The organism is Sphingomonas sp. 66-10, from assembly GCF_001897045.1.
Classification (GTDB): Bacteria; Pseudomonadota; Alphaproteobacteria; order Sphingomonadales; family Sphingomonadaceae; genus Sphingomonas; species Sphingomonas lycopersici.
This window is the reverse complement of sequence record NZ_MKRR01000160.1, coordinates 83,282-96,623: the sequence shown is the minus strand read 5'-3', so window position 1 is coordinate 96,623 and position 13,342 is coordinate 83,282. Positions and strand designations below refer to the sequence as shown.

General features: G+C 66.3%; 10 protein-coding genes (1 of these 10 only partly in view). 5 read left to right on the top strand and 5 right to left on the bottom strand.

The features are described 5' to 3' along the window. Together BGN95_RS25245 and BGN95_RS25240 are read right to left on the bottom strand one after the other, a co-directional pair. Window positions 1-1,512: TonB-dependent receptor (locus tag BGN95_RS25245; protein WP_286774385.1), on the bottom strand; the 1,512-nt coding region annotated here is incomplete at its 3' end. 83 nt (window positions 1,513-1,595) lie between these two features. Beyond that, window positions 1,596-1,886: a putative quinol monooxygenase gene (locus BGN95_RS25240; RefSeq protein ID WP_286774384.1), complete on the bottom strand. Its 291-nt coding sequence runs from the start codon at window positions 1,884-1,886 to the stop codon at window positions 1,596-1,598. Window positions 1,887-1,983: 97 nt separating this feature from the next. On the opposite strand from BGN95_RS25240, the gene BGN95_RS25235 reads away from it, so the two are divergent. Then, window positions 1,984-2,451, top strand: a complete 468-nt coding sequence (locus BGN95_RS25235; protein WP_265272003.1) for a MarR family winged helix-turn-helix transcriptional regulator — start codon at window positions 1,984-1,986, stop codon at window positions 2,449-2,451. A gap of 110 nt (window positions 2,452-2,561) precedes the next feature. Here the strand turns inward: BGN95_RS25235 and BGN95_RS25230 are convergent, their stop codons facing one another. Together BGN95_RS25230 and BGN95_RS25225 are read right to left on the bottom strand one after the other, a co-directional pair. Continuing rightward, window positions 2,562-3,554, bottom strand: coding sequence for an ABC transporter substrate-binding protein (locus BGN95_RS25230; RefSeq protein WP_286774383.1), 993 nt, complete (start codon window positions 3,552-3,554; stop codon window positions 2,562-2,564). Beyond that, window positions 3,551-4,723 carry a Gfo/Idh/MocA family protein gene (locus BGN95_RS25225; RefSeq protein WP_286774382.1) on the bottom strand — a complete coding sequence of 391 codons (1,173 nt, stop codon included), beginning with the start codon at window positions 4,721-4,723 and terminating at the stop codon, window positions 3,551-3,553. Before BGN95_RS25225 ends, BGN95_RS25230 begins: the two co-directional genes overlap by 4 nt. 96 nt (window positions 4,724-4,819) lie before the next feature. Between BGN95_RS25225 and BGN95_RS25220 the strand changes: the two genes are divergently transcribed. Further along, a complete protein-coding gene (locus BGN95_RS25220; protein WP_286774381.1) occupies window positions 4,820-6,109 on the top strand; it encodes a Rieske 2Fe-2S domain-containing protein in 1,290 nt (429 codons plus the stop codon). A gap of 125 nt (window positions 6,110-6,234) precedes the next feature. On the opposite strand, the gene BGN95_RS25215 is transcribed toward BGN95_RS25220, so the two are convergent. Continuing rightward, window positions 6,235-7,641, bottom strand: a complete 1,407-nt coding sequence (locus BGN95_RS25215) for an amidase (RefSeq protein ID WP_286774380.1) — start codon at window positions 7,639-7,641, stop codon at window positions 6,235-6,237. A gap of 288 nt (window positions 7,642-7,929) precedes the next feature. Here BGN95_RS25215 and BGN95_RS25210 point away from each other — a divergent pair, with 288 nt between their 5' ends. From BGN95_RS25210 to BGN95_RS27295, 3 genes are all read left to right on the top strand, one after another. Then, a complete protein-coding gene (locus tag BGN95_RS25210) occupies window positions 7,930-9,246 on the top strand; it encodes a metal-dependent hydrolase family protein (protein WP_286774379.1) in 1,317 nt (438 codons plus the stop codon). A 51-nt stretch (window positions 9,247-9,297) separates the two neighbouring features. Beyond that, window positions 9,298-12,219, top strand: coding sequence for a M14 family zinc carboxypeptidase (locus BGN95_RS25205; RefSeq protein WP_286774378.1), 2,922 nt, complete (start codon window positions 9,298-9,300; stop codon window positions 12,217-12,219). 229 nt (window positions 12,220-12,448) lie between these two features. Continuing rightward, window positions 12,449-13,342, top strand: the 5' portion of a protein-coding gene (locus BGN95_RS27295; RefSeq protein WP_502688354.1) for a spinster family MFS transporter. 552 nt of this gene lie beyond the right edge of the window; the window shows 894 of its 1,446 coding nt (coding positions 1-894); it begins with the start codon at window positions 12,449-12,451; the stop codon falls past the right edge of the window.

Genomic DNA, 13,342 nt, shown 5'->3' with positions numbered 1-13,342 from the left:
GCCGCTCTTATAGCCGCGCGCGACCGAGCCGTAGAGCATCACGTCCGGCGTCACCTTCCAGTTGAGCGCGAAGCGCGGGGTGAATGCCTTCCAGCTCTTGGCGCCGTGGACGTCATAGCCGGCGAGCGAACCCAGCGGCGGCGGCAAGCCGGGGCCGCTGACCTTATAGCCGGCGAACTCGCCTTCCTTATGCTCCCACGTCATCCGCGCGCCGACGGTGGCGGTTAGGGTCGGGAGGATGTCATAATCGACCTGCCCGAACAAAGCGAAGCTGCGCGCGCGGGCATATTGCGGATAGATCGCGGTGCCGCTGATCGCCGGGGTGGCGAAATCCTGGATCTGCCCCTCGATCCGGTTATTGTGCTCGCGCAGATAATAGATGCCGGTCTGGCCGTGGAGCTTGTTGCCGAAGGCGTTGAACGCCAGCCGCAGTTCCTGGCTCAGCTGATTGTCCCACTCATGCCCGAAATCGGTCGATTCGATCTGGTTGGGCGGGTTGACCGGGTTGCTGAAGAACGGGGTCAGGAAACGGAAATCAACCTTGCGCACCGCGGTGACCGAGGTGAGTTTGCCGAGCGGCGTATCATAATTGATCTCCGCGCTATAGGTTTGGATGAAGCGCTTGATATAGCCGTCGGTATAAGCGTTGACGGTGCGCGGATCGGGGTTGATCCCGGCGCAATGCACCCCGCCGGCAAAGGCGGTGTTGCAATTGTTGTGGCGCGGATTGCCGAGCTGGTTCTGATCGGCCCAGTCGGCGCGCAGCACGATATCGAGCGCGTCGGTGGGGACGAAGCGCAGCGCGACGCGCCCGGTGGTCAGATTCTCGTTGTTGACGCGATTGCCGGTGGTCTCGTTATATTCAAACCCGTCGCGCTGCTTGTGCGAGAAGCCGACCGACAGGAAGGTCGTGTCGGTGATCGGCGTATTGCCATAGGCCAGGATGCTGTAGCGGTTGTAATTGCCGTAGCCGCCCTCGATGTGGAAGGAAGGGTCGGCCGAGGGCCGCCGGCTGACGAACTGGACCAGCCCGCCGATCGCATTCTTGCCGAACAACGTGCCCTGCGGCCCGCGCAGCACCTCGACGCGTTCGAGATCGAGCGAATCGAGATCGGGAATCCCGCCGCGCCCGGCGTAGACCCCGTCGACGAACACCACCACCGAGGCGTCGCCGCCGGCATTCTGGCTGATCCCGGAGGCGCTGCCGATCCCGCGCATCGAGAAATTCTGGTTGATCGGATCGACCTGGCCGATGCTGAGCCCGGGGGTGCGGGTGGCGATATCCTGGACGGATTCGATATTGTTGCTCTTGAGCTGATCGGCGCCGAATGCGGTGACCGCGACCGGCACGTCCTGCAGCCGCTGCTCGCGGCGCTGCGCGGTGACGATGATGTCGCCCGCCGCCTGCGCCTCCGCCGGGGCGGCGGGGGGCGCCTCCTGCGCCTGTGCGGTGAGTGGCGCCAGCGCGCTCGACACGATCGCCCAGCGCCGCAATGTGGCTGCGTTCATCATCCTACCCCTCCGTCTTCGCGGTATTGTTAGTTTCCTAACTAGTATCGTCTTTTCGGGGGTGGAGGCAAGCGGCTGATTAGGGCCTAGTCGTCGACGCGGAAGCGCGCGCCGCTCGGCCAGCCGTCCATATGCGGCTGGACGCGCGCGAGCAGGTCGGCGCCATAAGCCGCGTTGCGGTGGAGATCATATGCCGCCTGCGAGGCATAGACTTCGACCAGCGAGATCTTGTGCGCGTCATCCTCGGCGACGAAGATGTCACAGCGCAGATCGGGCTCGCGCTCGCGCACGAAGGCGACATTGTCGCGCAGCGCCTGCAGCAATGCCTCGGCCTTGCCGGGAAGCGCGGTGAACGCCGCGATCATGCCGATTTTCATGCTGTCATCCACTCTTGGCCTATAATCTTGTCCTTAGGCTGCTAAGATACTTGCTGTCGATTGGCCAGCGCCCGGCCGCAACGGGCGGGAGGTTCCCTTGGGCACGAACATGCATCCGGTCGCTTTCTACGCCGAGACGTCGAACAGCATCGGCTATCTCACGCGAATGGCGTTCCGCGCCTTCACCCGCTCGCTCGAGCGGCGGACGCTGCCCTATGGCGTGACCGCGGGGCAGTGGCGCTTCCTCCGCGCGCTCTGGGCGGAGGACGGGGTGACCCAGCGCGAGCTCAGCCGCCGCGCCGGGCTCAACGAGCCGGCGGCGGTGGCGGCGATCAACGGGATGGAAAAGAAGGGGCTGGTGCGCCGCGAACAAAGCCGCACCGATCGCCGGCGCGTGCATATCCACCTGACGCAAAAGGCGCGCGCGCTGGAGCCGCAGCTCCTGCCGCACGTCGCCGCGGTCAACGAACTGGCGGTGCGCGATATGTCGCCCGAGCGGGTGGCGCTGCTGCGCGAACTGCTTGCGCAGGTGACGCGCAATCTGGCGGATGATCTGCCGGAATAGGGCGAGGCTTTAGGCCACCCGTTCGCCCTGAGCTTGTCGAAGGGCTGCCCTTCTTCGGAAGAAAGCGCAGGGCTCCGACAGGCTCAGCCCGAACGGGGTTAACGACACCGTCAAATCCTGAATTCGGCGAAGGTCTCCGGCGCGAACATCTCCTCGATCGTCAGCCGCCGCGGCGACAGGCCCTGTTCGTGGTGGTAGCGCGCGAAGGTCTCGATCACCTGCCGGTTGCGCTCGATGCCATACGGCCACCAGTCCGGCCCCATCGTCGCGATCGTGTCTTCCACCGCGGCGATCTGCCACGGCAGCATCGTCTTCAGCGAGGCAGAGACGCGCAACTGGTCGTAGCTCAGCCGCTGCGCCGCGACGAAGGCGGTATAGAGTGACCGCGCGATCCAGCGGTGCCGCTCGTAGATTTCGCGGCGGATCGCGACGACGTGCATGATCGGGAAAATCCCGGTGTGCGCATAATAGGCTTTCTCGATCGGCACGAAATCGGGGAACAGCCGCGCGACCTTGTCGGGCTCGCTGTAGAAGGTCGACGGCGCGCGCGCGGTGTGGAGCGCGTCGATCTCGCCGTCCGCCAGCATCCGCGCGAGCGTCTGGGTCGGGCCGATCGCCTCGACCCTGAACCGCGGCGGCAGATCGAGCTTCAATTTTTCCTCGCGCCCTGGCTCCTCCTCGCCGCCGGTGACATAGGTGACCGAAGCGGGGTCGATGCCATATTCGTCGCTGAGGATGCCGCGGATCCACACCGGCGCGGTCATCTGATATTCGGGCACCCCGACGCGCTTGCCGACGAGGTCGCTCGGCGTCTCGATCCCGCTCGCCTTCGACACGAAGATGCATGAGTGGCGGAAGAAGCGCGACGGGAATACCGGGATCGCGACGAACGGCGGGTCGTCGCGCCCCAATGTCACGCAATAGGAAGAGAGCGAGAGCTCGGCGACGTCGAACTCGCGGTGGCGCAGCATGCGGAAGAAGGTCTCTTCCACGTCGAGCGCCTGGAAATTGAGGTCGATCCCGTCGGGGCGCACCCGTCCGGTCTGCAGCGCCTCGGTACGGTCGTAATTCCAGCAGGCAAAGGAAAGGGGAAGGCGGCTCATAGGGCAATCTGCTCCAGCGCGTCGTGGATGATCGTGGCGGGGAAGATATCGGTCCCGCGGCGGCTCGATTCGATCAACGCGGCGCAGGCGGCCATCGTTTCGAGCCCCCAGCGCCCGTCGTGGATCGGCGCGCTCGTACGGTGGATCGCGGCGACGAATTCGTCGATCACCGCCCGACGCGGCACCGCCGGGGGATCGAGCGGGCGCCATTCGTGCGCGTGATCGGCGTAGAGCGCGAGGCCAGTCGGGGTTAGCCGGATGTCGGCGCGCTCGCAGCTCGCCAGCACGAACCCGAAATGCTCGTGGTGCGGCGCGGGTGGGGGCGGCGCGCCGTTGCCATAGGTGCGCGCGAGCTTCGCCGCCGCTTCGTCCCGCGCGAGCGTACGCCGTGCGTCGGCATGTGCCGTGGGTGCCTTGGGGCGGCCGAGTTCGCCGATCCAGCCGGTCAGTTCGTCGCTGTCGTAATGCGCATAGCCGCTATAGGTCAGCGACGCCGCCGCGCCGTGCTCGAACGCCAGCAGCGCGGTATAGGCGCCGTCGCTCGGGCGCGTTTCGTCCCAATTGCCGGCGACCGCGCGGACCGTGCGGATCGGTTGCCCCGCGAGCCGCCGCACGACATCGATCTGATGCGCGCCCTGGCTGAATATCACCCCGCCGCCGCGCGCCGCATCGAGCTCCTCCGCGCGGCGCGGGCGATAGACGAAATCGGTGAAGTTGAAGGTCAGGATCTGGCGCAGCGCGCCATGATCGCCCGAGGCGATCAGAGCGGCGGCGGCGCGCACCGGCGCGTCGAACCCGTGGCTCGGCCCGACCACCAGCACGCGATCGAAGCGGCGCGCCGCCTCCGCCATCGCCGCGCAATCGGCGACGGTGACCGCCATCGGCTTTTCGACCAGCACATGCTTGCCCGCCTTGATCGCGGCGATCGCCTGCGCGGCATGATGTTCGTGCGGCGAGGCGATATAGAGCGCATCGATATCCGGCGCGCCGAGCATCGCCCCCAGGGTCGGAAAGGCGGGGGCGTCGAACTCCTGCATGAAGCGTTCGCGCGCCTCGGCACGCGGATCGAACGCCCCCGCCAGCACGATCCGCTCGTCGCCCGTCAGCGCGGGCAAGGTGAGCATGAAGCCGCGTCCCAGCCCGACCACCCCCAGCCTGATCCTGTCCATTGCGCCCTCTCCCCGCCTTGAACCAAATAATACTTCGATATAAAAGTATTTTCAATGGAGCGCGGATTTCCGCGGGATTCGAAGGGGAATGAGAGGATGACGCCGGAACAGAACGATCTGTTGTGCCGAGTCGAGGGCGCGGCGCCGATGGGCCGGCTGATGCGCCAGCACTGGCTGCCGGCGTGCATGATCGAGGAGGTCGCCGCGCCCGATTGCACGCCGCTGCGGGTGCGGCTGCTCGGCGAGAATATCGTGGTGTTCCGCGACAGCGACGGGAGGGTCGGCGCGCTCGACGAGCAATGCCCGCACCGCCGCGCCTCGCTCGCTTTCGGGCGCAACGAGGAATGCGGGCTGCGCTGCCTCTATCACGGCTGGAAGTTCGACGTGGAAGGCAATGCGGTCGACATGTCGTCCGAGCCGATCGACGCCGCCTTGCGCCAGACGATGAAGGCCAGGGCCTATCCCGTCCACGAGGCGGGCGGGTTCGTGTGGGTGTGGATGGGCGACGCCGCGGCGGTGACGCCATTCGACCCGCCCAATTGGGCCAAGGCGCCGGCCGACAAGATCAGCATCGTCAAGATGCATGCCGCGTGCAACTGGGCGCAGGTGCTCGAAGGATCGATCGATTCGGCGCATAGTTCGAGCCTGCATTCGACCAACATGCCGACCGCGACCGTGGCGGGCTCGACCGCGACCGACAGCGCGTGGCTGCGGCCCTCGGCCGACAAAGCGCCGCGGCTCGAGGTGCAGAAGACCCCGTTCGGCTTCCGCTATGTCGCGATCCGCACCCCGATCGTCGATGCGGACAAGCAGGATTATGTGCGGATGACGTTGTTCGTCGCGCCGTTCACCGTCCACATCCCGTCGACCGACCAATATCATCTCAGCCAGATGCTGGTGCCGATCGATGACGTGAACACGATGTTCTACTGGATCGCCTGGCACCCGGAGAAAGGCATCGCGCAGGATGCGTGGCGGCGCTTCTGCGGGGCGGAGATCGGCAAGGATGTCGAGCCGTTGACCTTCCGCAAGCGCCGCAACGCCGACAATGATTATCTCCAGGATCGCGCTGCGATGAAGGCGGGGGATTTCACCGGCATCTATGGCATCCCGACGCAGGATATGGCGATGTGGGAATCGATGGGGCCGATCGCCGATCGCAGCGAGGATCGGCTGGGATCGAGCGACAAGGCGATCTTCACCTTCCGCACCCAGATGTATCGCGCGGCGCAGGCGGTGGCGCGCGGCGAACCCGCGATCGGCACCGTCGAACCGCGCGTGCCGGCGGGCGGGCTGATGTCGTTCGAGGGGATGCTCCCCAAGGGCGAGGACTGGCGGCTGCTCAATCTGTCCGACGAGGAAAAGGCGATCGCTCTGGCGTCCTGATACCCTGCTCCCCTCCCTGGTGAAGGGAGGGGCTGGGGGTGGGGTGGGTATGAGGCGCGCGCGACGCTGCCTCGCGGGGCCAACCCACCCCCGACCCACCCTTGTTCAAGGGAGGGGAGGAGCAGTTAACCGATCGCTGGATGCCGCGTATGCCAGTCGGTCATCGACTGGAATCGATGCGCGGCGCGCAGCAGCGTCGATTCGCTGAAATGCGCGCCGACCAGTTGCGCCGCGCACGGCAGGCCGTCGTCGCTGAACCCGGCGGGAAAGGTGATCGTCGGGTGGCGTGAGATGTTGAACGGCAAGGTATAGAGGAAGAACCGCTCGAACGCCTCGCCCCCGGCGAGCAACGTCGCTTCGAGCACGGCAGCGGGCGGCGCGGGATAGGGCAAGGCCGGCACCAGCAGCAGATCGATACCCTCGAACAGCGCGTTGATCTGCCCGGTATAGCGATCAGCCGCATTCATCGCCGCCGCGACATCGCGCGCTTCGAGTTCGGTCGCCGAGGCGAGCATCGCCGCCAGCCCCGGGCCGTAAGAGGCGGCATGCGTGGGGAAGGTTTCGCGATGCGCATCGGCGACCCCCGCGGTGAGGATCGCGCCGAACGCCGCGGTATGGGTTGCCGGCAGCGTAACCGCGCGGAGCCGAGCGCCCGCCGCGACGAGCATGTCTGCGGTGTGGCGCAGGGCCGTGATCACCGGAGGATCGCATTCGCGCTCGATGCGATCCCAGTCGACCCCGATCGTCAGCCCGTCGACGCCCTCGTCCAGCGCGCGCCGATAATCGGGCACCGGCGCGGGTGCGGCGGTGGGGTCGTGCGGATCGGCACCCGCGATCGCGCCGAGCATCGCCGCGGCATCCGCTGCGCTGCGCGCCATCGGGCCGATCGTGTCGAGCGCCTCGACCAGCGGCCACACGCCGTCGCGGCTCACCCGGCCCCATGTGGTCTTGACGCCGGTGACCCCGTTGAACGCCGAGGGAATGCGCACCGACCCGCCGGTATCCGATCCCAGCGCGGCGACGCACAGCCGCGCGGCGACCGCGACCCCCGACCCGCTCGATGAAAAGCCCGACGAATGCCCTGCGCGCCACGGGTTGACCGGCGCGGGGACATGCGGGTGGTGGAGGATCGTCGCCCCCTCGGTCATCGACAGCTTGCCGAGGATCACCGCGCCGGCGCGACGCAGCCGGGCGACGATCGTCGCGTCGCGCGCGGCCTTATGGTCGGCGCGGAACGGCATGCCGGCGAGCGTCGGCGCGTCGGCGATGTCGATCAGGTCCTTGATCGCGACCGGGATGCCGTGGAGCGCGCCGCGATCGAGCCCCGCCGCGATTTCGCGGTCGGCGCATTCGGCGTCAGCGAGCGCGTCGTCGCGCATCACCCGCGCATAGCTGCGGAGGCCGGGGTCGAGGCGGTCGATGCGATCGAGAAACGCCAGCGTCAGATCGCGCGATGTGAGTTCGCCGCGGCGCAATTGCGCGCCGAATGTGGCGACCCCGCCGCGCAGGCATATGTCATCCGGTGCGGCCATCCTGCTCTCCCTTATCGTCCGGCCGTTCTTGGGGCCGAGAGAAACTTAGTATTCTATTGGTCGCCGATCGCGCAACCGTGCGATACCGCGCTCCCTTTTGCGCAACCCGTTCAATAGCCGATTTTTCTTGGCAGCGGGCACGGCGTTGTCGTGCCGTTTGACATCGTCACGCGGGAAGGTAATTAGATAACAAAACATAGTAACAAATGAAATTCGGGGCCGTGCCGCGCGGGTGTCCGGCCCCGGCGTAGGGTCGAGATTCCGACGTAAATTCAGGGGGAGAACTGCATGAAAGCGCGTGTTGCCTATCGTTGCGCCGCCGCGGCGTTGACGATCGCCGCGGGTCTCGGCGCCTATGTCGCTCAGGCGAAGGATGTCGTGATCCATGCCGGGCATCTGATCGACGGCGTGTCGGCCAAGCCGCTCGACAAGATGTCGATCCTGATCCGCGACGATCGTATCACCGGGGTGCAGAAGGGGTTCGTGACGCCCGCCGGGGCCGAGGTGATCGACCTTTCCGACGCGACCGTGCTCCCCGGGCTGATCGAAAGCCACGATCATATCTCCAGCACCGGCGATCGCCGCCCGCTCGCGCGCTTCTTCGATACCGAGGGCGATTCGGTGATCAACGCGGTGGTCAATGCCCGGACCGAATTGGGCTGGGGCTTCACCACGGTGCGCGACATGGGGTCGGGGCTGTACGAAGGCCCGGCGCTGCAGCGCGCGATCGCCGCGAACAAGGTGGTCGGCCCGCGGCTGTGGACCGCGATGCAGCCGCTCGGCGCGACTGGCGGGCATTCGGATCGCAACAACGGGCTGCGCCCCGGGCTCGACATGCCCGACAGCGAATCCGGCATCGTCAACGGCCCCGAATCCGCCGCCGAGCAGGTGCGGCTGCACCGCCGGCGCGGCGCCAATGTCATCAAGCTGATGCCCTCGGGGGGGGTCGGCTCGATCGGCGACGATCCCAATGTCATGACGATGACCGACGCCGAGATGAAGGCCGCGGTCGAGACCGCGCACAGCCTCGATCTCAAGGTCGGCGCGCATGCCCACGGCAAGAAGGCGATCGATCATGCGATCCTCGCCGGGGTCGATTCGATCGAGCACGGCACCTATTCGGATGCCGAAAGCTATAAGTTGATGAAGGAGCACGGCACCTTCCTCGTGCCGACCTTGCTGGTCGCGGACGAAATCTATCAGGTCGCGGTCAATCATCCCGAGCTGTTGCCGCCGACTGTGGCGGACAAGGCCAAGGCGGTGACCCCGACGATGATCGGCAACGCCGGCCGCGCCTATCGCGCCGGGGTGAAGATCGCGTTCGGCACCGATCAGTCGGCGAGCTCGCGCCGCGAGAAGGCGGAGGAATTCGCGCTGCTGGTCAAGGCCGGGCTGCCGCCGATGGAGGCGATCTTCACCGCCACCCGCAACGCCGCCGAGCTGATCGGCGCGCCCAATGACATCGGCTCGGTCCAGCCCGGGCGCTATGCCGATATCATCGCGGTGAAGGGCGATCCGCTGGCCGACATCACCGAGCTGCAGCGCGTGCGGTTCGTGATGAAGGGTGGCGAAGTGTTCAAGCGTGACGGGCAGATGCTGCGCTGAGCCGCGGCATCCACCCGATTTCCTCCCACAGGTTCCGATAGGATCATAGACATGCGCACGCCGAGGATCGTCACCTTCGCCCTGCTCGCGAGCACCGCCGCGGTGCCCACCGTCGCCACCGCACAGGCGGCGCCCGCCGCCGACGCGCCGGCGGCCGTCCAGCGGCAGGACGAGGAATATGGCCGGCTGATCAACGAATATCTGGTCGACAAGCGCTTCACCACCGAGCTGGTCGATCATATGCCCGCGTCGGACACCGTGCCGTCGCCGCTCAAATTCTTCGGGCGGATTCCGGGCAAGCCCGGCGAGCTCGAATATTCGGGCGATATCGCACGCTATTACAAGGAACTGGCGCGTACCTCGCCGCGCGTCAAATTCTGGACGGTGGGCAAATCGGAGGAAGGCCGCGATATCGTCGTGATCGCGATCGCCGACGAGGAGACGCTCAAGAATCTCGACATGAACAAGGCGGCGCTCGCCGCGCTCGGGGATTCGCGGCGGACGAGCGAGGCCGAGGCGCGCAAGCTGATCAAGACCGCCAAGCCGCTCTACTGGATCACCAGCGGCATCCACTCGCCCGAAACCGGCGGGCCGCAGATGCTGATCGAGCTGGCCTATCGCCTCGCCGTGGAGGAGACCCCCTTCATCCAGAAAATCCGCAACAATATGGTGACCTTCATCACCCCCGTCCTCGAAGTCGACGGGCGCGACAAGATGGTCGACACTTATTATTACGGCAAGAAGACCGGCAATCCCCGCCCGCCGATGATGTATTGGGGCAAATATGTCGCGCACGACAATAACCGCGACGGCATGGGGCAATATCTCAGGCTCACCCAGGCGCTGACCAAGGGCACGCTCGAATGGCACCCGACGGTGCTCCACGATCTGCACGAGGCGCAATCCTATCTGTACGTCTCGACCGGGACGGGGCCGTACAATCCCTCGCTCGATCCGATCGCCAGCAACGAATGGTGGCTGCTGGCCGAGACCGAAGTGATGGAGATGACCAAGCGCAACGTCCCCGGGGTGTTCACCTACGGTTTCTACGACGGCTGGGTGCCCAACTACCTGTTCTGGATCGCGGTGACCCACAACAGCTTCGGGCGCTTCTACGAAGTGCAGAGCTATGGCCCCGATATCCAGAAGGGGCTCAAGCTGCCGCCGTCGGTGACGAGCCGCGAATGGTTCCGCCCCAATCCGCCGCTGCCGACGATCGACTGGGGGCCGCGCAACAACACCAATATCCAGGAATCGGCGATCCTGTTCGCGCTCAACAAGGTGGCGACCGATCGCGAAACCTATCTCGAGAATTACTGGATCAAGAACAAGAACGCGGTCGATATCGGGCGCACCGGCGACATCAACGCCTGGGTGATCCCGGCGGCGCAGACCGCCAGACTCAACGTCGTCGATATGGTCAACGGGCTGCGCCAGCAGGGCGTTGAGATCAGCGTCGCGGGGGCGCCGTTCACCGCCGGCGGGGTCAATGTCGCGGCGGGCGATTATGTCATCCGCGCCGACCAGCCGTATCGCACGCTCGTCGACATGTATCTCGGCGTGCAGAATTATCCCGTCGCCAACCCGCGTCCCTATGACGATACCGGCTGGACGATGCAGTATCTGCGCAACCTGACGGTCAAGACGGTCAAGGATCCGGGGGTGTTCAACCAGCCGCTGACCTTGCTGGCGGACGATGTGCGGCCGAGGGGCGTGGTTTCGGGCAGCGGCCCGGTGATCCTCGTCAACCACAGCGGCGACAACGAACTGGTCTCGTTCCGCTTCCGCCTCGCCAAGACGAAGATGCTCGCGGCCGAGGCGCCGTTCGAGGTCGGCGGCCGCAAATATGCCGCGGGCACCTTCATCCTCCCCGCGGCGAACCGCGCCGAGGTGGAGAAGGTCGTCGCCGATCTCGGGCTGTCGGCCGAGGCGGTCGGCGCGGTCCCGTCGGTGGCGAGCCACGCGCTCAGCGTGCCGCGGATCGGCTACATGCACTCCTGGCTGCGCACCCAGGACGAGGGCTGGTGGCGCGCGGCGTTCGATCATTACGGGATTCCGTACACCTATTTCGCCGACATCAAGGCGCGGGCGGGCGGGCTGCGCGCCAAGTATGACGTGATCGTCTATCCCAACGTCGGCTCGTCGGCGCAGGATCAGGTGGTCGGGGTGGCGATGAACGGCACCAAGCCGATCCCGTACAAGAAAAGCGCGCTGACCCCGAACCTCGGCACGCTCGATTCGGCCGACGATATCCGCGGCGGATTGGGCGCCGACGGGCTCGCCGAATTGAAGAAGTTCGTCGAGCAGGGCGGGACGCTGATCGGCGACGGATCGACCGTCGAGATGCTCGCGCAATATGGCATCGCCGCCGGGGTGAGCGTCGCCGAGACGCCCAAGCTCTATACCAAGGGCGCGGTGATGCGCGGGGTGTTCAAGGACAAGGCCAGCCCGCTCGCTTACGGCTATGCCGGGGGCGAGATGCCGGTCTATTTCTCGCAGACGCCGGTGCTCAAGGTCGGCGGCGCGGGGCGCGGGATGGCCTATTTCGATCCCAATGCGCCGGGCAGCAACATCGCGCAAAAGGTGACCCCGAACGAGACCCCGGCGCATATCTCGCCGTGGGAGCCGGAGCAGGCGAAGGCGGCCAAGCCCGCCAATGCCGATGTGCCCAATTCGCCGTTCGGCTCGGCACTGCCGGTGTCGCGGACGGGCGGCGCCGAGCCGACCCAGCACCCGCGCGTCGTGATGTCCTTCCCGGCCAAGGCCGACGATATCCTGCTCAGCGGGATGCTCAGCGGCGGCGAGGCGTTGCAGAACAATGCGCTGCTGGTCGATGTGCCGCAGGGCAAGGGGCATATGGTGCTCTATGCGCTGCGGCCCTTCTGGCGCTGGCAGACGCAGGGGAGCTATTTCCTCGGCTTCAACGCGATCATCAACTGGGATCATCTCGACGCCGGCAAGTCGGCGCAATGATCGCGGGGCGCTGACGCTCCGTTACATCGTCATGCCGGACTTGATCCGGCATCCAGAGTGACGGGCGATTGTGCTTGTGGCTCTGGATGCCGGGCCGAGCCCGGCATGACGGCGTTTGAAGCGCCAAAGTTCACGAAGTTCACACGAGTGACGGGCTTGCCTTGCTCCTGATGAATGCTTAGCATTCTAAATAAATATCATCGGGAGAGCACGGGATGTTGGCACGGGCATGTCCTGCCGGGAGCAGGGGCGCCGCGGCGCGGGGGCGGTGGTGACCGGCCGCATCCCGCGCGCGGGGGATGCCGCGCCGTCACGGCTTTACGCGCATGGCGTGCTCGCGCTGCTCGTGCTGGCCTATGCGTTCAACATCCTCGATCGCACGATGATCGCGATCGTCGGCCAGGCGATCAAGATCGACATGAAGCTGAGCGATGCCGAGCTCGGCCTGCTCGGCGGGTTCGCCTTCGCGGTCCTCTATTCGGTGCTCGGGTTGCCCGTCGCGCGGCTCGCCGAACGGTGGCATCGCGTATCGATCATCTCGATCGCGATGGTCGTCTGGTCGGGGTTCACCGCCGCATGCGGCGTCGCGGGCAATTACACCCAATTGCTGCTCGCGCGGATCGGGGTCGGGGTGGGCGAGGCGGGGCTGTCGCCGCCGGCCTTTTCGCTGATCGCCGATTATTATCCGCCCAACCGCCGCGCTTCGGCGATCGGCATCTATATGCTCGGCGGCGCGATCGGGACGATGATCGGCGCGGCGCTCGGCGGCTGGGTGGCGAAGCATTTCGGCTGGCGCATCGCCTTCATCGCGGTCGGCATCCCCGGGGTGGTCGTCGCGCTGCTGATCCGCGCGGTGATCCGCGAGCCGGTGCGGGGCGCGCTCGATGCCGATAATGTGCCCGTAGCGGCGCCGGGGCCGATCGACCGGGGCGAGGAATTCGCCGAGCTGGCCGCGGTGACGCGATCGCTGCTGCGCCAGTCGGACGTGCGCAACATGATCTTCGGCCTGACCCTCGCGTCGGTCGCGACCTATGGCATGCTGCAATTCTCGCCGGCCTATTTCATCCGCGCCTTCGATCTCGATCTGGCGACGGTAGGGGTGATCTTCGGGGTGACGAGTGGC

Bases quoted from the DNA above. Each gene is read 5' to 3' on its own strand.
- BGN95_RS25240 (WP_286774384.1), bottom strand. From the start codon at position 1,886: ATGAAAATCGGCATGATCGCGGCGTTCACCGCGCTTCCCGGCAAGGCC.
- BGN95_RS25230 (WP_286774383.1), bottom strand. From the start codon at position 3,554: ATGAGCCGCCTTCCCCTTTCCTTTGCCTGCTGGAATTACGACCGTACC.
- BGN95_RS25225 (WP_286774382.1), bottom strand. From the start codon at position 4,723: ATGGACAGGATCAGGCTGGGGGTGGTCGGGCTGGGACGCGGCTTCATG.
- BGN95_RS25220 (WP_286774381.1), top strand. From the start codon at position 4,820: ATGACGCCGGAACAGAACGATCTGTTGTGCCGAGTCGAGGGCGCGGCG.
- BGN95_RS25215 (WP_286774380.1), bottom strand. From the start codon at position 7,641: ATGGCCGCACCGGATGACATATGCCTGCGCGGCGGGGTCGCCACATTC.
- BGN95_RS25210 (WP_286774379.1), top strand. From the start codon at position 7,930: ATGAAAGCGCGTGTTGCCTATCGTTGCGCCGCCGCGGCGTTGACGATC.
- BGN95_RS25205 (WP_286774378.1), top strand. From the start codon at position 9,298: ATGCGCACGCCGAGGATCGTCACCTTCGCCCTGCTCGCGAGCACCGCC.